General features: G+C 65.9%; 11 protein-coding genes and 1 other RNA gene. 7 read left to right on the top strand and 5 right to left on the bottom strand.

The annotated features are described in order from the left end of the window. Positions 1-129: 129 nt before the first annotated feature. Together EO156_RS03485 and EO156_RS03475 are read right to left on the bottom strand one after the other, a co-directional pair. On the bottom strand, positions 130-1,110 hold the full coding sequence (locus EO156_RS03485) for a GGDEF domain-containing protein (RefSeq protein WP_016851433.1): 981 nt from the start codon (positions 1,108-1,110) through the stop codon (positions 130-132). Positions 1,111-1,570: 460 nt separating this feature from the next. Then, positions 1,571-3,058: a SulP family inorganic anion transporter gene (locus EO156_RS03475; protein WP_005923772.1), complete on the bottom strand. Its 1,488-nt coding sequence runs from the start codon at positions 3,056-3,058 to the stop codon at positions 1,571-1,573. A gap of 212 nt (positions 3,059-3,270) precedes the next feature. On the opposite strand from EO156_RS03475, the gene EO156_RS03470 reads away from it, so the two are divergent. Next, positions 3,271-4,695 (top strand): glycoside hydrolase family 5 protein, encoded by a 1,425-nt coding sequence (locus tag EO156_RS03470; RefSeq protein ID WP_016851387.1) that lies wholly within the window; start codon positions 3,271-3,273, stop codon positions 4,693-4,695. A gap of 271 nt (positions 4,696-4,966) precedes the next feature. Next, on the top strand, positions 4,967-7,153 hold the full coding sequence (locus tag EO156_RS03465; protein WP_016851386.1) for a methyl-accepting chemotaxis protein: 2,187 nt from the start codon (positions 4,967-4,969) through the stop codon (positions 7,151-7,153). Positions 7,154-7,685: 532 nt separating this feature from the next. Here the strand turns inward: EO156_RS03465 and EO156_RS03460 are convergent. Beyond that, on the bottom strand, positions 7,686-10,427 hold the full coding sequence (locus EO156_RS03460; RefSeq protein WP_029828015.1) for a PAS domain S-box protein: 2,742 nt from the start codon (positions 10,425-10,427) through the stop codon (positions 7,686-7,688). 103 nt (positions 10,428-10,530) lie between these two features. Between EO156_RS03460 and EO156_RS03455 the strand changes: the two genes are divergently transcribed. The 3 genes from EO156_RS03455 to EO156_RS03445 all read left to right on the top strand — a co-directional run bounded on the left by EO156_RS03455 (position 10,531) and on the right by EO156_RS03445 (position 15,180). Continuing rightward, entirely contained in the window at positions 10,531-13,410 is a 2,880-nt protein-coding gene (locus tag EO156_RS03455; protein ID WP_016851383.1) for a pitrilysin family protein, read from the top strand. A 543-nt stretch (positions 13,411-13,953) separates the two neighbouring features. After that, complete coding sequence (locus EO156_RS03450; RefSeq protein WP_003489747.1) at positions 13,954-14,883, top strand: GAF domain-containing protein; 930 nt, start codon at positions 13,954-13,956, stop codon at positions 14,881-14,883. A 220-nt stretch (positions 14,884-15,103) separates the two neighbouring features. Further along, a non-coding RNA gene (locus tag EO156_RS03445) (sX9 sRNA) lies at positions 15,104-15,180 on the top strand. A gap of 210 nt (positions 15,181-15,390) precedes the next feature. Here the strand turns inward: EO156_RS03445 and EO156_RS03435 are convergent. Further along, on the bottom strand, positions 15,391-16,296 hold the full coding sequence (locus EO156_RS03435) for a hypothetical protein (protein WP_029828012.1): 906 nt from the start codon (positions 16,294-16,296) through the stop codon (positions 15,391-15,393). 601 nt (positions 16,297-16,897) lie between these two features. After that, positions 16,898-17,650, bottom strand: a complete 753-nt coding sequence (locus tag EO156_RS03430; RefSeq protein ID WP_011050425.1) for a DNA-formamidopyrimidine glycosylase family protein — start codon at positions 17,648-17,650, stop codon at positions 16,898-16,900. A 104-nt stretch (positions 17,651-17,754) separates the two neighbouring features. Here EO156_RS03430 and EO156_RS03425 point away from each other — a divergent pair, with 104 nt between their 5' ends. Together EO156_RS03425 and treA are read left to right on the top strand one after the other, a co-directional pair. Further along, a complete protein-coding gene (locus EO156_RS03425) occupies positions 17,755-18,525 on the top strand; it encodes a DUF72 domain-containing protein (RefSeq protein WP_029828007.1) in 771 nt (256 codons plus the stop codon). Between the two features lie 272 nt (positions 18,526-18,797). Then, a complete protein-coding gene (treA, locus tag EO156_RS03415) occupies positions 18,798-20,471 on the top strand; it encodes an alpha,alpha-trehalase TreA (protein WP_016850823.1) in 1,674 nt (557 codons plus the stop codon). Positions 20,472-20,796: the final 325 nt, after the last annotated feature.

Raw genomic sequence — 20,796 nt, 5'->3', positions numbered from 1 at the left:
GAAGCGCCCTGTGGCGCGCCGAGACCGCGTTGCGCGCCTTGCCCAGGCGGCCAGCCTGGGCCGCAGCGCACGCCTTGTCTCGACGCGCCACAGGACGCTTCGCACTCAACTCAACGTGCATAACACGCTCTAGAACAGGTCGACGCTGCCCACCGGTTGCGCAACCTGCTGCAATTGCCCGCCAGCAATCAGCTCGGCATAGACCGCCGCGCGATTGCGGCCGTTCTGCTTGGCCCAGTACAGCGCCTTGTCGGCTTCGTCCAGCATTTCGCTGATCAGCAGCCCATGGGTCAGTTCGACGATGCCGGTGCTGAGCGTCACCTGCCCCACCTGCGGGAACACGTGCTCGGCCACGGCCAAGCGGAACCGCTCGAACAGACTCACGGCCGTGTCGCGGTCAACGCCGCGCAACACGATCACGAACTCTTCGCCGCCGAAGCGGAACAGCAGGTCGTCCTGTCGAAACGCACGCTGCATCAGCTGTGCGACCAGCAGCAGCACCTCGTCGCCATACAGATGCCCGAAGGTGTCGTTGACGCGCTTGAAGTGATCGATGTCCACGATGCCCAGCCACACGCCCTGCTCTGCGGCGGAGTCGGCACCACCGGCAAACAGTCGCAGGATCACATCGTCGAACGTCTTGCGGTTGCGCAGGCCGGTCAGCGCATCGCGCTGGGCGTCGTCGAGCAGGCTGCGGTAATTCTGGAAGAAGCGCGCAAAGCCCTGCAGCATCGCTTGCTCGGCAAGGCCGGGAATACGCGTCCCGCCCACCCGCAGGCAGGTCCGGATGCCGCGCGCCTCCATCATCGGGTAGACCAGCAAGGCGCGACCGTCTTCCTGCAGCTGCACCACATCGCCCGGCCCATGGACCTCGGCCAGCTGGGTGCGCGTGCGCGCATCGTGGATCTCGGCCACCGTCAGCGCCAGCCGACCGTCGTCGCGCAGCCGCGTTTCGGCGATGCTGTTGCTGTCCGGGGCGATGCGCAGCAGCGAGAGTTCTTCGGCCGCGCAGACTTCGCGCACAGTGCGCAACAGGCTCAGATCGAGCAGGTCCGCATCGCGGATGGCGGTCAGGTCCACCATCCGTTCCAGCAACGGTGCGTTGGTCACGGCTGCGCCCTCCGGCGGGCGGACACGAACCCGTCATGCCGGGCTTGGCACGCAGGCACATATCTCGGGCTGAAACCCACTGGCATCACGGCGACGACCGGCAACGAGGATGCCGAAACATCGGCGTCGCCCGCCGGAACTTGAATGCGCTGGCAGCCGCACTCAGCGCGCGGACAGCCCGGCATGACGCGCCGCAGGCGTGCCAGACGCATTCCTGGCGCAGGCTCGCAGCCTAGAGTCTGTCATGTACGTTGAGGTGAGTGCGGAGCGTCCTGTGGCGCATCGAGACAAGGCGCGCAACGCGGCATCGGCGCGCCACAGGACGCTTCCCGGAGGGTTGGCCGTCAACGGCACCACGCGCCGCGCGGCTTGCCTTGGCGCCAGCCAAGCCGGCGCCACGTAGCGCCCGCTCCGCACCGCTGGCGGCCAACGCATCTCGTCTCAACGTGCATAACACGCTCTAAGGCAGTGCCGATTCCAGCGCGTCTTCGCCCAAGGCATGCCGCTGCATCAGGCGTCGGCTGCCGGCATTCAAGCCTTTCACCTGCACATCCAGACCGTGATGGCGCAAACGCTGCACCACCTTGTCCAGTGCCGCCACCGCGGTGATGTCCCAGAAATGCGCGCGGCCGACATCGATCACCACTGCGCGGCCGGGCACCTCGCGTGCGTCGAAGGCGTCGATGAACACATCGGCCGAGGCGAAGAACACCTGCCCGCGCACGCTGTAGGTGCGCACGCCATCCGCGCCATCGTGATGCGCGATCTGCAGGAGCCCGGCCACCTTGAAGGTGAAGAACACCCCGCTCAGGAGCACGCCGACCGCCACACCCGCCGCCAGATTGTGGGTGAACAACGTGACCGCCACGGTGGCCAGCATCACCACGCTGGAGGTGCGCGGGTGGGTCACCACGGTGCGCAGCGAGCGCCAGTCGAAGGTCTCCGCCGACACCATCACCATGATCGCCACCAGCGCCACCACCGGCACCTGCGACACCCACGGCTTGAGCAGCACCATCAGGATCAGCAGGAACACGCCGGCAAACAACGTGGACAGCCGACCACGGCCGCCGTATTTCACGTTGCCCACGGTCTGCCCGATCATGCCGCAGCCGGCAATGCCGCCGAACAGGCTGGCGGCTGCGTTGGCGATGCCCAGCCCGGTGCATTCGCGGTTCTTGTTGCTGGGCGTGTCGGTGAGTTCATCGACCACGCGCGCGGTCATCATCGACTCGAGCAGGCCCACCATGGCAATGGCCAGCGCTGGCAGGGCGATGATGCGCAGCGTCTCCAGCGTCAACGGCACCGCCGGCCATTGCAGGAACGGTAGCGCATTGGGCAGCTTGCCCAGATCGGCCACCGTCTTGAGCGGCAGATGCAGCGCGGTGCCGGCAACGCTGAGCAGCAGGATGCACAGCAGGGGCGAGGGAATCGCCGACAGCCCCGGCAGGCGCAGACGCGGCAGGCCGTAGATGATGGCAAGGCCTGCGCCCAGCATGACCCAGGTGGTCGGGTTGGCGCCGAGCAGATGCGGCAATTGCGCTGCGAAGATGAGCACGGCCAGCGCGTTGACGAAACCGGTGCGTACCGAACTGCTGACAAAGCGCATCAACACGCCCAGCCGCAACACCCCGAACAGGATCTGGACCACGCCAGCGAGCAAGCCGGCGGCCAGCAGATATGGCAACCCGTGCGCGGCCACCAGCGGTGCAGCCACCAGCGCCACCGAGCCGGCCGCAGCCGAAATCATTGCCGGCCGCCCCCCGCAAAACGCAATCACGATGCCGATCACGAAGGATGCGAACAGGCCTACCTGCGGATCCACCCCGGCGACGAATGCAAACGCAATCACTTCGGGAATCAGCGCAAATGTGGCGACCGCACCGGCCATGAGTTCGCGCGCGGGGGAAGCGCGCCATTGCGCCAGTTCGGCACGCAACAAGGACATTGAGAGACACTCCGGGGGACAGAAAGGACAGCCTGCGGACAGCACGCCGCATCGATAGTGTGCGGGAAAGCGACCTCGCCCGCAGCTTGCATGTGACCGGTGCGCCACTGCGCTCTTCTGCGGCAGCGGTCACGCCACACGGCGCAGCCGAAGACCAAGATGCCCCCCTCACCGCGCTCGGGCGTCGAGTTCGGTCATCCAGGGAGACCACCATGTCTATTTTCAGGGCTGCAAGTACGCTCGCATTGGCAACGATGTTAGCGCTCACCTCCGCACCGGCTTTCAGCTATTCGGTCAGCAATAACAAGATCGTCGACGACAACGGCAATGTGGTTCAGCTCAAGGGCGTCAACGTGTTCGGCTTCGAGACCGGCAACCATGTCATGCACGGTCTGTGGGCACGCAACTGGAAAGAGATGATCAACCAGATGCAGGGCCTGGGCTTCAACGCGGTGCGCCTGCCATTTTGCCCGGCCACGCTGCGTAGCGGCCAGATGCCCAGCAGCATCGACTACAGCCGTAACGCCGATCTGCAGGGCCTGACCTCGCTGCAGATCCTCGACAAGGTGATCAACGAATTCAACGCACGCGGCATGTATGTGCTGCTGGATCACCACACGCCCGATTGCGCCGCGATTTCCGAGCTGTGGTACACCAGTTCGTATTCCGAAGCGCAATGGCTGGATGATCTGCGCTTTGTCGCCAATCGTTACAAGAACGTGCCGAGCGTGATCGGCGTGGATCTGAAGAACGAGCCGCACGGCGCCGCGACCTGGGGCACGGGTAACGCCGCCACCGACTGGAACACGGCCGCCGAGCGCGGTTCTGCCGCTGTGCTTGCGGTGGCGCCGAAATGGATCATCGCGGTGGAAGGCATCACCGACAACCCGGTATGTTCGACCAACGGCGGCATCTTCTGGGGTGGCAACCTGCAGCCGCTGGCCTGCACCCCATTGAACATTCCGGCCAACCGCCTGTTGCTGGCACCGCACGTGTACGGCCCGGACGTGTTCGTGCAGTCGTACTTCAACGACAGCAACTTCCCCAACAACATGCCCGCGATCTGGGACCGCCATTTCGGCCAGTTCGCCGGCAGTCACGCGCTGCTGCTGGGCGAATTCGGCGGCAAATACGGCGAAGGCGATGCGCGCGACAAGGTGTGGCAGGACGCGCTGGTGAAGTACCTGCGCAGCAAGGGCATCAACGAAGGATTCTATTGGTCGTGGAACCCCAATAGCGGCGATACCGGCGGCATCCTGCGCGACGACTGGACCAGCGTACGCGAGGACAAGATGACCTTGTTGCGGACGCTGTGGGGAACGGTGAGCAACAGCACACCGACGCCAACGCCGACCCCCACGCCGACGCCAACCCCAACACCAAGCGCGGGCTTCGGTACCAAGGTCATCCCGGACAGTACCTGGAACGGTGGCTACTGCAACCGCGTGCAGGTCACCAACACCGGCACCGCCAGCGGCAATTGGTCGATCTCGCTGACAGTCACCGGCACCGTCAACAACGCCTGGAACGTCACCTGGTCACAGAGCGGCACCACGCTCCAGGCCAGCGGCCTGGACTACAACCGCACGCTGGCGCCCGGTGCAACTGCCGAGTTCGGCTTCTGCGCAGCAGGTTGATGCAATGCGGCGGGCACCCAGTGCGTGTCCGCCGTCGCATCGATGGACCGATGCGAATGCCTGCTTAGGAGCGCACCCGTGCGCGACGAAGCGTTATCGGTAACGTCTTGTCGCGCCCGGGTGCGCTCTTGCATGGCATTGGCGTGTTGCCGCGTCGCCCGAGCGGACGCTGCCGCAATTAGCATTCAACCTGCATGTGAATCAGCCGCTATCCATGATGTAGCGCCGTGCGCGCGTTCTGGATACCGTCGTCATGCCTGTTGTTTCCCTCTTGCGTCGTTACGTTGCCAATCTCCCGCTCACCCGCAAGTTCGTCCTGTTGTGCACGATATTGACGGTGGGCGTGATCCTGCTGGCGATGGCCGCCGCGCGTCTGCAATATCTGGATCTGGTGGAAGCGCGCAAGCTCAGCGTCAAGACCGAGGTGGAGATGGGCCTGACGGTAATGCAGCACTATGCCGATAAGGTCAAAGCAGGCGAGCTGAGCCTGGAGCAAGCCAAGGAAGCCGCACGCACCACGCTGGCCGACATGCGTACCAACGACGGCGTGGATTACTTCTTCATCGTCGACCCGCAGATGCGCATCCTGATGCATCCCAAGCGCCCGGTCGGCACCGACATGACCGACTACAAGAGCGATGCCGGGCAATACGTGTACCGCGATATCAAGACCGCCATCGATAGCGGCGACGGCTTCAGCTATTACGACGCGCCCAAGCCGGGCAAGAAGGAACAGCTGCCCAAGATCAGCTACGCCAAGACCTTTCCGGCCTGGAACTGGGTGCTGGTGATGGGCGTCTATGCCGAGGACATTCAAGTACAGGCGTGGGGCTTCACGCGCACCTTGACGTTGATCGGCGGCGCGCTGGTGGCGCTGGTGATCGGGCTGTGCTGGTTGATCGCATCGGCCATGGCCGCGCCGCTGCGTGCTGCCTCGCGCACTGCCGAAGCCATCGCCTCGGGCCGCTTCGACAACGACATCCGCGTGGAATCGCGCGATGAAACCGGCCAGCTGATGCACAGCATGCAGCAAATGCAGAACCAGTTGCAGCGCTTCAACGGCGAGATGCAGACCATGATCCGTCTGCAACAGGGCGAGAACATCGCGCACCGCATTCCGGAAGATTTCCCCGGCGATTACGGCACGCTGGCGCACGGCGTCAACACGGTGGTGTTCGAGCACCTGGACGCCATCAACGAAGCGATGGACGTGATGAGCGACTACGGCCGTGGCGATCTGCGCCGCGACATGCGTCGCCTGCCCGGCCAGCGCGCTGCCCTGCACCAGGCGCTGGACACGGTGAAAGAGAATCTGTCTGCGATCAACAGCGACATCGCGCGCCTGGCCGATGCAGCGGCGCGCGGCGATTTCTCCGCACGTGGCGATCAATCGCATTATCAATTCGCGTTTGCGGAAATGGTGCAGGCGTTGAACCGGCTGATGCAGCAGGCCGACGCTGGATTGGACGATGTGGGCCGCATCATGGCCGCGATCGCCGACGGCGATCTGTCGCAGCGCGTGGAGTCGCATTACGAAGGCGCGTTCGGCCGCCTGGCCGATGCAGCCAACCGCACTGCCATCCAATTGACCGGCATCGTGCAGGGCATCCAGCACTCGGCCGAGATGATCAACACCGCGGCAGGCGAGATCGCCAGCGGTAACGCCGACTTGTCCACGCGCACCGAACACCAGGCAGCGAATCTGGAAGAAACCGCCGCTTCGATGGAAGAACTCACCTCCACCGTGCGCCAGAACGCCGACAACGCGCGCCAGGCCAACCAATTGGTCAAGGGCACCGGCGATGTGGCCGAGAGCGGCGGCCGCGTGGTGCAGGAAGTGGTGAGCACCATGCAGGCGATCACGCAGTCGTCGGCGCGTATTTCCGACATCATCGGAGTGATCGACGGCATCGCCTTCCAGACCAATATCCTCGCGTTGAATGCGGCCGTGGAAGCAGCGCGCGCAGGCGAGCAAGGCCGTGGTTTTGCCGTGGTCGCCACCGAAGTGCGCGCCCTGGCGCAGCGCTCGGCCGGTGCCGCCAAGGAAATCAAACAGCTGATTTCCGATTCGGTAGAAAAAGTGGCGCAAGGCTCGGAGCTGGTGCAACAGGCCGGCAGCACCATGACCGAGGTGGTCAGCTCGGTGAAGCGCGTGACCGACATCATGGCCGAGATCACGGCGGCCAGCACCGAACAAAGCGCCGGCATCGAACAGGTCAGCACCACGGTGATGCAGCTGGACGAAATGACGCAGCAAAACGCCGCATTGGTGGAAGAAGCCACCGCGGCGGCGCGCAGCATGGAAGACCAGGCGGCAGACCTGACCCGCGCCGTGGCGGTGTTCCGGTTGACATCGGATGCCGGCCAGCAGCAGGCACGTAGCGCAGCGAACGCACCTGCCACTACGAAGCCGGCGGCCGCCAGGCAAGCTGCGCACGACCACAGGCTGCGTGCATAAGCAATGTCGCCTCCCGCACACGAGCGCTCGCTCCTGTGCGGGAGGCGATATCGGTCGCATGTGCAGCGATGACGGCGACTGATGGTTTGGAATCGTGACAAGGACAGCGCCATCTGCCATGCGTCCGCGTCAGGGTCCGGCGCAATCGCGGGCCGAACCCGCCATCGCCAGCTTGCGCGAAGCGATGGCGCGTTGCTGGAAAGCGATTGAACCGAGCGCCTGAGCGCCAACCGCAGCGCGCTCTATCGAGCATTACCCCAGGCAAGGACGCGCATCGTTGCCTTTGTAACGCAAGCGCGGCGCCTTCCTGGCGAGGCTTTACCACGCGATAGCCGGACCACATCTGCAATCTGTGTGCGCTGCGTCGTCCAAACTTGCCTGACGACTGCCCGCAACTTTTTAGCTGCCACGCTGCCGCTACGGCCGCTGTCACGCCGTCAAGCACTGGCTGTTTGCGGTTTGCACCCAGCAGCAGACATCCGCAGCTTCCGGCAGTGCGCATGCGCTGCCCTGCACCCCCGACACACCACGGCTACGACCGAGGCGCGTGCCCATCTGGCTGCCGCGCGCGCTTGGCTGCATACATCGCCTCGTCAGCGGCATGCATCAAACTGGACGCCTCGGCCTGTGCGCCGTATTGCCAGGCCATACCGATGCTGGGCTGGATCGGTAGATGCTGGTCGCCAAACGTGGCGCCTTCTGCGGCAAGCGTGCGGATACGCTCTGCCACCGCGGCGCATTCGGCCTGCGCATCCTGCAACCCGTCCAGCAACACGACGAATTCGTCGCCGGCCAGGCGCGCCACCAGATAACGCTCGCCCGCCGCGCGTTGCAGGCAGCTGCCGAACGCCACCAGCACCGCATCGCCGGCACGGTGGCCGTAGACATCATTGATGCGCTTGAAGCCGTCCAGATCCAGGAACATCACCGCAACCGAGCGTTGCTGCTGTTGCGCCTGGGCAACCGCCACCTGCAACGCTTCGGACCATGCGTGCCGGTTCGGCAGGCCGGTCAAGGCATCGCGGGTGGCGCGCTCGTGCATCAGGCGGTGCAGGGTCTTGTGCGCAGTGACATCGTGCGCCATCAGGAAAAAGCCCTGCGTGGGCGTGGCAGTCTGCGTTTCAGGCACCAGAGTGACTTCCACATCGCGCGGCGCGCTGCCGCCCAGGACATGTTCGAAACTGGCGCGGTGCCCGGCCACCACCTGTGCCAGCGCAGCGCGCGCGGCGGTGCTGAGGTCTTCGCCCAGTACTTCGGTAATGTGGCGACCGACCAGGCTGGCAGGCTCCACGCCCAGCCAGTGGCGGTGCGCTTCATTGGCGAACAGGTAGCGCTGCACGGCATCGAACTGGGCGACCAGGGTGGGCGTGGCGTCGCTGATCGCGCGCAGGCGCGCTTCGCTTTCGGCCAGCCGTTCGGCTGCTACATGACGCTCGGTAACGTCCTGGATCTGCGAGACGAAATGCACCGGCGCGCCGCTGCTATCGCGCACCAGCGACACCGATAGCTGCGCCCAGATCACCGCACCGTGCTGGCTGATGTAGCGCTTGGCCAGGCTGTAACTGTCGCGCTTGCCGTCGATCAGGTCATGCACCAGTTGCAGGTCCATCTCCAGATCGTCGGGATGGGTGATCTGCTGGAAGGTGGTGCGCAGCAACTGCTCGCGGGGATAGCCCAGGATGCCGCACAACGCCGGATTGACGTCGCGCCAGTCGCCTTCCAGCGACACGATCGCCATGCCTTGCGGCGCGGTTTCGAATGCACCGGCAAAGCGCTCGGCGGCAAGTTGCGCAGCGGCCTGCGCCTGCAATTCGGCGGTGACGTCGATCGCCATCGCCAGGTACCCGGCCAGGCCTTGCTGCGCATCGTGGATGATGTTGAAACACAGGCGCACGCGGCGCAGGTCGCCGTCCTTGCGCACCAGTGTCCAGAGTTCTTCGGCCAGCACATCGCCGGCGGCGGCCGCAGCCAGCTTCACGTACGAGGGTGGCGACAAGGCCAGCGTCGCCATGTGCCGTTCGAGTTCGGCCGGCAGATGGAACCGCACCGGGCATGTCCCCAGCACCTCGTCGGCGCGGTAACCGAGCAGGCGCTCGGCGCCGGGATTGAACAGCTCGAGCCGCCCATGCGGGTCGAACGCCATGATGGCCACGTCCTGCGAGGCATCCACCAGTGCCTGCAGCCGCGCGCGTTCGCCGGCCAGTGCTGCGGAGGCATCCTTGAGCTGGGTGATGTCGTGCATGACGCATACCGCGCCCAATGCCGTGCCCTGCTCGCCGACCACCGGATCCGCATTGCAGAGCACGCTGCGCGGCGGCTGGTTGGTGGCACGAATGACCAGTTCGGCATTGCGTACGTGTTCGCCACGCCAGGCACGCAGCAGCGGGATTTCCTCGGTGGGCAGCAGGCTGTTGCCATCGGCGGTGTACAGATCGAAATGCAGCGCCCATTGTTCCGGTGGCAGCAGGCGCGGATCGGTGCCATGCCATTGCCGGGCGGCGTGATTGAACTCGCGTAACAAGCCGTCGGTGCCGCAGGCCACCACCCCGTCCGGCATGGCTTCCAGCAGCATGCTCAAGGTCTGACGTTGCGCCTGCGCGTCCAGGCGATCGCGGCGCGCTTCCAACTTGTTGACAGCCTGGCGTGCGAGGCGGATCAGGGCCTGCTTGCGGCTCTCGTCGAGCACGCGCGGCGTGGTGCTGAGCGTGCACAAGGTGCCGTAGGCGTAGCCTTCGCGCCCGATCAACGGCACCCCCACGTACGAGCGCACACCCGGCGCGGCGACCACCAACGGGTTGTTGACGAAGCGTGGGTCGGCTTCGGCATCGGGGACTTCCATCAGCTCGGTGCCCATCACCGCATGGGAGCAGAACGAAACGCTGCGCGGGGTGCCTTCCAGATCAGTGCCGCAGCGCGCCTTGAACCACTGGCGGTCGGCATCCAGCAGCGACACCATCGCCATCGGCGCGCCGCTGACGTGTGCGGCCAACCACGCGATGTCGTCGAATTCGACTTCGGCCTCGGTGTCCAGCACCCCCAGCCGGCGCACCGCGTCCACGCGCAAGGCGTCGTCGACGGGGATCGGCACGGGCGGCAACAGGACGGTCATGACGTGATCGACAGGCGGCGTCTGGTCAGAATAGGTTGCCCCAGGTAACGGCGAGGCGACGAGCAACTTGAGCAGCGTGCGGTCGGGCCCGGTTGCACCATTGGCTTTGACGCGCCGCCCGGCACGCAGCTGCGCCGGCACACCGGCGTTGCGCCGTTTCGCCACTCCAGCTCGCTCGAACTCCCGCCCGGCTCCCCTGCCCATCCGCATTTGCGGCGCCGGCAAGCAGCCACTACCCTCGGCCGATTACCCTGTTCTGGAGTGTCACATGCTGCGTCCGCTGCCCCTTCTGATCGCCGGTGTGCTTGGCGTCGCTGCCGGTTCCGTTGCCCCCGCCGTCGCTGCCGCCCCGGCCAGCCTGTCCAAGAGCGCGGCCAGCAGCGCCATTCCCGATATCGCCTATACCCGCCTCACCCTGCCCAACGGCCTGACCGTGGTGGTGCACGAAGACCACAAGGCGCCGGTGGTGGCGGTGAGCATCTGGTACCACATCGGCTCGGGCGACGAGCCGGCCGGCAAGACCGGCTTTGCGCACCTGTTCGAGCACCTGATGTTCTCCGGCTCGGAGAACAACAAGGGGAGCTTCTTCGCGCCGCTGGAAAAGGTCGGCACCACCGACATGAACGGCACCACCTGGTTCGACCGCACCAATTATTTCGAGACCGTGCCCACTACTGCGCTGGATACCGCGCTGTGGCTGGAATCGGACCGCATGGGCCACCTGCTCGGCGCCATCGGCCAGCAAGAGCTCGACACCCAGCGCGGCGTGGTGCAGAACGAAAAGCGCCAGGGCGAGAACCGCCCGTATGGCCGCGTGGACCAGAACATCCTGTCCAACCTGTTCCCGGCCAACCACCCCTACCAGCACGACACCATCGGCTCGATGGAGGACCTGGACGCGGCCTCGCTGGCCGACGTCAAACAGTGGTTCAACGACAATTACGGCGCCGCCAACACCACCCTGGTGCTGGCCGGCGACATCACCGTGGCGCAGGCGCGCGCCAAGGCCTTGCAGTACTTCGGCGATATCCCGTCCGGCAAACCGGTAGCGCGCCAGCAGCCGTGGGTGACCCCGCTGGCCGCGCAAAAGCGTGGCGTACAGCACGACCACGTCTCGCAGCCGCGCATCTACCGCACCTGGGCCGCTCCGCAGCTGGGCACCGACGACCTCATCCAGCTGGATCTGGCCACCACCGTGCTCGGCGGTGGCAAGACTTCGCGGCTGTATCAGCGCCTGGTCTATCAGGACAATCTGGTGGACGACGTCTCCGCCTCGGTGCAGCCGTTTGCGCTGTCCAGCCAGGTACAGATCCAGGCCGACGTCAAAGATGGCGTGGACCCGGCCAAGGTCGAGGCGATCATCGACGAAGAACTCAAGAAGTTCATCGCCCAGGGCCCGACCGCCGACGAACTGCAGCGCGCGCAGGTGGCCTACCGCGCCGGCTTCGTGCGGGGGCTGGAAAAGGTCGGCGGCTTCACCGGCAAGGCGGTGATCCTGGCAGAGGGCCAGGTCTATCGGGGCGACCCGGGCGCCTACAAGAAAGATCTGCAGCGCGCCCAGGCCGCCACCGCCGACAGCGTCAAGCAAGCCTCGGCCACATGGTTCGGCAAGGGCGATTACCTGCTGACCGTGCTGCCGGCCGGCAAGGACTTCGACCCGGCCGCCGAAGACAAGGCGGTGGTGGCACGTGGCGAAGAACCCGGCAAGCCGGCGCCCAAGCTGCCAGCCGCGGGCACGTTCAAGGTCACCGCCTCCACGCTGGACCGCAGCAAGGGCGTGCCGCAGACCGATCGATTCCCGGACCTGAGTTTTCCGAAGCTGCAGCGCGGCAAGTTGAAGAACGGCATCGAGGTGATCCTGGCCGAGCGCCACACCATCCCGGTCACCCAGGTGGAGTTGCTGTTCGACGCCGGCTACGCCGCCGACCAGGGCGGCAAGCTGGGCACTGCCAGCTTCAGTGCCGCGCTGATGAACGAGAGCACCACTGCGCTGGATTCGGTGGACGTGGCGCAGCGCCGCCAGCGCCTGGGCGCGATCACGGCGGTCGGCTGCGATCTGGACAGCTGCAGCGCCTCGCTGGATGCGCTCAACGACCAGCTGCAGCCCTCGCTGCAGCTGTTCTCCGACATCGTGCGTAACCCGGCATTCAAGGCCGCCGACATCGAACGCGTCCGCGGCCAGTGGCTGTCCGGCATTGCCCAGGAAAAGACCCAGCCCAACAGCCTGGCGCTGCGTGCATTGCCGCCGCTGCTGTTCGGCAACCAGCACCCGTACGGCATCCCGCTCACCGGTAGCGGGACCGAGGCAGCGATCAAGAGCCTCAACGCGCAGGACCTGCAGAATTTCCACAGCCAATGGCTGCGTCCGGACAACCTGCGCATCCTGGTGGCCGGCGATACCACACTGGCGCAGATCATCCCCCAGCTCGATGCCACCTTCGGCGACTGGAAGACCCCGACCACGGCGTTGCCGAAGAAAAACCTGGCCAACGTCGCCGCGCAGCCCAAGCCGCGCGTGTACCTGATCAACCGCCCGGATGCGCCGCAATCGGTGATCCTGGCTGGCTTGCTGGCTCCCTCCACCAAGGCGCCGGATAACCTGGCGATTGGTGTGGCCAACGGCGCCTTCGGCGGCACCTTCACCTCGCGCCTGAACATGAACCTGCGCGAGAACAAGCGCTGGGCCTATGGCGCCGGCACCCGCATGATGGATGCGCAGGGCCAGCGGCCATATCTGTTCTCGGCACCGGTGCAGACCGACAAGACCGCCGAATCGGCCAACGAAATCCTCAAGGAAGCCACCGCCATCATCGGCGACAAGCCGCTGACCGCCGATGAAATCGAGAAGATCAAGAACCAGCGCATCCGCGCCCTGCCAGGCAGCTTCGAAACCACCGGTGCAGTGCTCGGTGCGATCGAAGGCATCGTGCAGTTCGACCGCCCCGACGACTACGTGCAGACGCTCAAGCCGCGCCTGGAAGCGATCGACCAGCCGGCTGCGCAAAAGGCCATCAAGGACATCATCAAGCCGGAGGCGATGACCTGGGTGATCGTCGGCGACCTGAAGAAGATCGAAGCCCCCGTCCGTGCACTCAAGCTGGGTGAGGTGCAGGTGCTGGACGTGGACGGCAAGCCGGTCAAGCGCTGATCGCACCTGCCACACCGGCTGCGCTGCTGCACGCAGCGTGGCCGGTGCCGACAGGGGTCATGATCGATGCGGCGTGCGGTTGTTCGGCGCATCGGTCGCTGCCCGAATGATCGTCGCCACTGCGGTGTTGCACCCCATGTGGCTGCGGCGCTATGGCACCAAGACACATGCGCTGCTGCCCCGTGGTCGCCAGCCTGCAGGCGTGCTCGACAGCAGCAGGGATACAGCAGGGCGTTCCGTCGTGCGCGTCGTGTTGAGACAGCAATCATCCCGGCGCGCGACTGCCGGACGGGCACAGCCGGCGCGGTGCAAGCTTGCTGCATATGGCCGGGCAGAACTCGGCAGCGCGTGCCCAACCGTTCACCTGTGTTTCGCCAGGGCAGCGCATGCCCACTCGGCAGACAACCACGACGCACGCTGTCGCTGCCATCACGCAGCGTTGGCGTCTCGACCTGCGCTGTCCGCATGGCGGCATCCACGCCGCGTTGCCGGCGCTGCCGGTATCCTTGCGGCTTTCGCGTTCGCGCTTGCCTGGCTTATTCGATGAAAGACATGCCCGTGGCTGACGAAGCCTCTCGCCAACACGTTCTGGACGGCTATCGCATCGTCGACAGCCTGCCGGAGGACACCTATCAAGACGTCGTGCAGGTTGCCGCCTCTCTGTGCGACACACCGATCGCGCTGATGTCGCTGGTGGACCGCGACCGCCAATGGTTCAAGGCGCAACTGGGTCTGGGCGTGCAGCAGACCGACCGCAGCCAGGCGGTGTGCGACCACGCCATCCGCAGCCCCGAGCAGCTGATGGAAGTGCCGGACCTGCGCGAGGACAGCCGGTTTGCCGATATCTCGGTGGTCACCGGCGACACCGGCGCGCGGTTCTATGCCGGCATGCCGCTGGTCACCTCCGATGGTGTGGCATTGGGTACGGTCTGCGTGCTCGACACCGAGCCACGCACGCTCACCGAGTTGCAGCGCACCGGCCTGCAGGCGCTTGCACGGGTGGCCATGCGTCTGCTCGACGAGCGCAAGCGCGAGCTGCAGCTCGAGCGCGACGCCATCCTGCAGCCGGTTGCCCCGGTCGCCAGCCAGGCCGTCGCAGACACGGGTTATCACCTGGTGATTCTGGAAGTGCAGGAATTGGCCGCACTGGCCGAGCGCCAGAGCGAACGCCTGCTCGGGCGCAACTTGCAGCAGCTCGACCAGGCGCTCGCGGCCTTGGTGCAGGGGCCAGGCAACAGCATCGACCGTGTCACCGACAGTGCGGAATTCATCGCCGTGCTGCGCGGCCCCGACGCCGAGCGCACCTTGCAAAGCCTGCGCGAGATCGCCCAGCAACAACATGCCTTGGGCCTGACCGTCTTGTTGGGCCAAGCGCAATCCACTGGCCCGGACGAGCCGATCGGCCAGGTGTTTCTACGCGCCGAGGTCGCGCTGAGCGCAGAGAAGGATCGTTACCGGCAGCGCCTGGCCTGAGGCCTGCGAACCGATCTACTGCGTCGCAGACGTACCCTCAGCCCAACCCCTCTCCCGCTAGGAGAGGGGCTTTGAAGCGAAGCGCCAGCGCTGAATTGTTCCGCGGTGGATTCACCCTCGCCGCTTGGCTTGAACTGCAAGGCAAAGCGGAAGCGATTTAGAGCAGCTAACAAAACGACTGCGCAGCCGCCAGGCGGGCGCGGCCGTGCTCGGAATCGGCATGTACCACGCGTACACTTCGGTTCTGAGCGCGCCGTCCGCGCCCACCTGACAGCTGCTCGCTACGTTTTGTTAGCCGCTCTTAAGCCCCCTCTCCTCCCCCGGCGGGGCGTAAAGGCACCGCCTGCACGCCACTGGCGTGCGTGCCTTGGAGCGCCCGCGCTGCAAGCGCGGGCAGGGGCGCAGAACGGGGGTTGGGGTGAAGGTGCGGCGGCACCGAATTGCTGAATCTCGCGATGACACTGCCGCATTCCCAGCTGCGTCTACACAGCACCACAAACGCGCCTTTCACCCCAGCGCGCACTGCTTCAACTGGCGATCGGCGTACCACAGCGCGCGACGGGCCAGGTCGTATGCGCTGTCGGCCTGACGCGGCAACATCTGTGCGGCCATCACCGGGTCGGCGCCGTTGTTCAAGGCGTGCTCGGCGCGTTCCAGATCCGACAGGTGCGTGCGCACCGGCGACAACAGCGACGTGCGCCTGGAGGCATCGCAACGCGCACTGCGCTGTTCCAGCGCCGCCAATGCCTCGCGGATGCGACGGCTGGCTTCACCCTTGAGGTCGGGCAGCGTTTCATGCGCAATCGGCGCGGACTTATAGGCATCGCCCGTCGCCTCGCTGCCCATCTCGGCCTGATTGCCGGCAAGCGCGGGATTGAAGCGCACCTCCGGCGGCGGACGCGCCTTGGCAACCTGGGTCTGCGGCCCGTTGAGCATGTCGTTGAACTTCTTCATGCCGCGATTCATTTCCTGCACCGCCACATCGCCCAAGGTGCCATCGCTCTTCCAATCCTTGGCGAAGCGGGTTTCCTGGTATTGCACCGGGTTGACCCGCTCCATGATCTTGCGCGCCTTGGCCTGCGCGCGTTCGTCGGTCATCCCCGGCGGCACCGCACTGCCGGTCTGCGCCATGGGGTCCACCTGCGCCATGCGCAGGCGTCCGTCGCGGGTATACAGCTGGGCCGACATGGAATCGCTGGCAGGCGCAGTGGCGGCTGCCAGCTGCTGCGGCGGTGGCGGCGTGCGCGTGGCTGGCGGCGCCGCACGCGCGGCCGAGGCAACGCGCGGTTTGCGCTCGGGCTCCTGCGGCGGTTGCTGTGGTGTCGGCGGCGTCTCTTGCGGTCGCGGCACGAAATACACCTGCAACGTGTCGTCGTGTTGCAGGGTTTGGCGCGGCGGCGGCATGTACAGCAACAGGCAGGCAAGAAAGAACAGGATGGCGCCCGTGCATGCGACAGCGGCGACATGCGGAACAAGCGCTTCCTTCCTGCGGGTAATCACAATGCGGGAGACCGATGAGATGAGAGTGCCGATGCCGCACACAGCGAACCCTGGTGTGCGACGCGCAAATCTAGCGGGCACAGCGCGGGCGCGCGTTTGTAATTCGTTGTTTGGCTGGGAAGGGCCAGCCGCCATTCACATTGCGCCGCAGGCTGGCGCAGGCGAGTGGCAGTTCGCCGCGGGCCGAACAGAGGGCGTGCCGGGGAGCGCATTCGACAAAAGCATCCGCGAACATGAAAAGCGAATCACTGGCCATGCGATGCGCAGGCCAACCGCCAGCACCGCGAAAACGTCGCACCTCGCGCAACGCCCAACCCCGCCGTGCATATTCCCCAACGCTGCTGCACCGGTACGTCTGCGCTCCGGCGAAGACGCATCGCCGTCCCATTACTGGCAAGCCAACGACAGGCGCACGCAGGTCTCGGCCCGCACGGACTGCTGCTGAGCGACCGCAATCCATCAGCATGCATTCCCCGATCCGATCGCCGCTTTCCGGGCCGCGGCGCGGCGTACCTCAGGCCTCGTCGGCGCGGTACAAGCGCTGGCATACCTCGCAGAAAAACGCGCGACGCCCGGCCTTGCCCAAGTGCTTGCGGTATTGCAGCGGTGCGCCGTCGCGCGGGCAACGGGTCTTGGTGTGCACCTGATAATGCTTCTTCAGCACGAAGGCCTTTTTCCAGGTGTAGAAGTCGAAACTGTAGTCGCGTGCCTGGGTGACCAGTTCGCCCAGCTTGCGCGCCGGTAGCGCGCCCACGGTACTTTCCGGATGCACGCGGATACGATGCAGCACCTCGTTCTTGATGATGTTGCCCACGCCGGCAAAGATGGTCTGGTCGAGCAGTGCATCGGCCGCCAGCAGTGCCGGAGCGGCGCGTAATTTGCGGCGCGCCTGCGCGGCGTCCCACAGTGGGTTCATCACGTCCGCCGTCCAGTCGTAGATCTCGTCCAGCGGACGCTCGATAAACTGTACCGAGCACGCATAGAAATTCAGCCGCTGGCCTTTGGAAAATTCCAGGCACAAGCGCGGCACCGCGTTGGGTTTGTCTTCGTTGATGCGGTAGCTGCCGAACAGCAGGAAATGGATGCGCACGCTGAAGTGCGCAAATTCGATCAAAAAGTGTTTGCCCCAGCTGCGCAGTGCCAGCACTTTTTGCTGGTCCAGACGGGCGATGTCCTGCTTGCTGTTGCCGGACACGCGCACGATCTTGCGACCGACGAACGCTTGGGTGTCTTCGCGCAGGATGACAAGTGAGGGACCTTCTGGCATGCGCCCAGTATCGAAGCGCTGCGTGATTCGCCCGTGATCGCGATGCACACGGCATCCTGACGCACATGCATGCATAGAGTGCTGCCGCCCCCAGCTTACCCGCCATGCCAGCTCGTCCATCCGGTGCCATTGCACGTGTGCGTTGTGGTTGGGCAGGCTGGTCGATTCCCGCCGCAGACCGCGCACAGTTCGACGAGGGCGCCAGCGTATTGCAGCGCTACGCCACGCGTTTGGACGCGGTGGAAATCAACTCCTCGTTCTATCGTCCGCACCGCGCCAGCACCTACGCGCGATGGGCCGACAGCGTGCCGGAGGACTTTCGTTTTTCGGTCAAGCTGCCACGCAGCATCAGCCACGACGCACGCCTGCACGGCACCGGGCCGCTGCTGGATGCCTTCCTGGCGCAGGCCGGCGCGCTGGGAACACGACTGGGCTGCCTGCTGCTGCAACTGCCGCCCAGCGCGGCCTTCGATGCCGCGGTGGCCGCGCGGTTTTTCGCGATGCTGCGCCGGCGCTGGGACGGCGGCGTGGTCTGCGAACCGCGCCACGCCAGCTGGTTTGCCGCACCTGCGCAGGCGTTGCTGGCGCGCCATCGCATTGCACGCTGCGCCGCCGACCCGGCGCCGGTGCCCGCGGCCTCACTGCCGAGCCCGGCTGCTGCACCGCTGTATTGGCGCTGGCATGGCGCCCCGCGTCGCTACTACAGCAGCTACGCGCACACCGCACTGCAGGCGCTGGCCGCCACGGTGCGCGCCAGCCACCCAGACAGCACGCAGCCTCCGGCCGAACGCTGGGTGATCTTCGACAACACCGCAGCCGGGTGCGCAACCTCCAATGCGCTGGAATTGCAGCGCTTGCTGAGAAACGAACGCTAACGCAAGCGCGGGCACGCGACGGCCTCCCGGCACGCCAGTGGCGCGCATCTTGCAGCAGCCAGGCTGCAGGCATATCGGCGCGCCACCATTCAAGCTGCATGGCCGGCGCGCCGATATGCCTGATCGACGCACGTTGCGGCACCCCGCCGATCAGCTTGCTGAATCCAGTCGTCCCCGTGCGAAGCCCGTCGGCGTGCCGGCAGCTCGCTCGGTCCCGCCCGCCACACCGGTCGTTTACCATGCCCTACGCCACTGCCCGTTCTGGAGATGTCATGAGTTCTGCCGCGCCCCCGTGCTGCACGTCGCTGCTTGGCCTGTCGCTGAGCATGTTTGTTGCGCCGGGCACGCTGACCGCCGCGCCGCTGGACGCTCCGGTCGTCAATGCGCCGGCGCCCACGCCGCCCACGCCCGACCTGGCCTACCCGGAACTGTTTCAGGCCGTGCAGCGCGGTGAGTTGTTCGATGACCAGAAGCACTTTGTCGACTTCCTGCCGCTGCGCGACCCGGCGCTGATCAACGCCGACTATCTGGCCCAGCACGATCACCCCGGCTTCGATCTGCGCAAGTTCGTGGACGCCAATTTCGAAGAATCGCCGCCGGTGCAGACCGATGCGATCCGCCAGGACACCGCGCTGCGCGAGCACATCGACCTGCTGTGGCCCAAGCTGGTGCGCAGCCAGAACCACGTGCCGCCGCACAGCAGCCTGCTGGCGCTGCCGCATCCGTATGTGGTGCCGGGCGGACGCTTCCGCGAGGTGTATTACTGGGATTCCTACTTCACCATGCTGGGCCTGGTGAAGAGCGGCGAAACCACGCTCAGCCGCCAGATGCTGGACAACTTTGCCTACCTGATCGACACCTACGGGCATATTCCCAACGGCAACCGCACCTACTACCTCAGCCGCTCGCAGCCGCCGTTCTTCTCCTACATGGTGGAGCTGCAGGCCGGCGTGGAAGGCGAGGCGGTATATCAGCGCTACCTGCCGCAGCTGCAAAAGGAATATGCCTACTGGATGCAGGGCAGCGATGACCTGCAGCCCGGCCAGGCCGCGCGCCACGTGGTGCGTCTGGCCGATGGCAGCGTGCTCAACCGCTATTGGGACGAGCGCGACACCCCGCGCCCGGAAGCCTGGCTGCACGACACCCGCACCGCCGCAGAAGTGACCGACCGCCCGGCCGCCGAGGTCTACCGCGACCTGCGTGCCGGCGCCGAAAGTGGCTGGGACTACACCAGCCGCTGGCTGGCCGACGGCCAGAACCTGCGCACCATCCGTACCACTGCCATCCTCCCGATCGACCTCAACAGCCTGCTCTACCACCTGGAGCGCACGCTGGCGCAGGCCTGCGCGCAACCCGGCGCGGAGTGCACCCGCGATTACGCCGCACTTGCACAGCAGCGCAAGCAGGCCATCGACGCGCATCTGTGGAATACCGCCGGCTACTACGCCGACTACGACTGGCAGACGCGTACGCTGAGCAACCAGGTCACCGCCGCTGCGCTATACCCGCTGTTTGCCGGCCTGGCCTCGGACGATCACGCCAAGCGCACCGCCAGCACCGTGCGTAAAACGCTACTGCGTCCGGGCGGACTGGCCACCACCGCGGTGAAGACCGGTCAGCAGTGGGATGAGCCCAACGGCTGGGCGCCGCTGCAATGGGTGGCTGTGGATGGCCTGCGGCGCTACGGCGAAGACGCGCTGGCACGCACCATTGGCGAACGTTTTCTGGCTCAAGTGCAGGCGCTGTTCGCACGCGAGCACAAGCTGGTCGAAAAGTACGGCCTGGAAACCGATGCGGCCGGCGGCGGCGGTGGCGAATACGCGCTGCAGGACGGCTTCGGCTGGACCAACGGCGTCACCTTGATGCTCCTGAACCTGTATCCGGGCAAGGACACCAAAGCCGCACCCGCCAAGCGCGTGCCCAAGCCCGAGGCGGCCGCGCGCTGAGGACGGTGCCGCTGCTGCGCAGTGCGTGGCGGCAGCAGGGTCGGATCATCGGCGTTGGATGTGGGGCGGTGCACATCTTCGATGCGCAGCACAGCCGTTGCGGCAACACGACGCGCTCTGCATTTGCTGGCAACACGTAGCGCGGTCGTGCGATGGGGGCATCGCACACACACACTGTTGCATAAGAACGCGCCATGCCGATTGGGCGCACCGGCGAGGCCCTCCGATGGTGTGCAGCCATCTGGAGCGCAGCGATTCGACCGGCGCCTGGTTCACCCGCAGACGTAGGGCGCGGTTGGTGATCGCCACCTTGGCGCTGGCATCG

The organism is Xanthomonas sp. DAR33341 (genome assembly GCF_003992815.1).
Lineage (GTDB): Bacteria > Pseudomonadota > Gammaproteobacteria > Xanthomonadales > Xanthomonadaceae > Xanthomonas > Xanthomonas cissicola.
Note: the sequence above shows the minus strand (reverse complement) of the source record. Positions and strands in the feature narration are given on the sequence as shown.

What these genes read in the sequence shown, in the direction of transcription:
- EO156_RS03475 (WP_005923772.1), bottom strand. Translation starts at nt 3,058, where the DNA reads ATGTCCTTGTTGCGTGCCGAACTGGCGCAATGGCGCGCTTCCCCCGCG.
- EO156_RS03470 (WP_016851387.1), top strand. Translation starts at nt 3,271, where the DNA reads ATGTCTATTTTCAGGGCTGCAAGTACGCTCGCATTGGCAACGATGTTA.
- EO156_RS03455 (WP_016851383.1), top strand. Translation starts at nt 10,531, where the DNA reads ATGCTGCGTCCGCTGCCCCTTCTGATCGCCGGTGTGCTTGGCGTCGCT.
- EO156_RS03450 (WP_003489747.1), top strand. Translation starts at nt 13,954, where the DNA reads ATGAAAGACATGCCCGTGGCTGACGAAGCCTCTCGCCAACACGTTCTG.
- EO156_RS03430 (WP_011050425.1), bottom strand. Translation starts at nt 17,650, where the DNA reads ATGCCAGAAGGTCCCTCACTTGTCATCCTGCGCGAAGACACCCAAGCG.
- EO156_RS03425 (WP_029828007.1), top strand. Translation starts at nt 17,755, where the DNA reads ATGCCAGCTCGTCCATCCGGTGCCATTGCACGTGTGCGTTGTGGTTGG.
- treA (WP_016850823.1), top strand. Translation starts at nt 18,798, where the DNA reads ATGAGTTCTGCCGCGCCCCCGTGCTGCACGTCGCTGCTTGGCCTGTCG.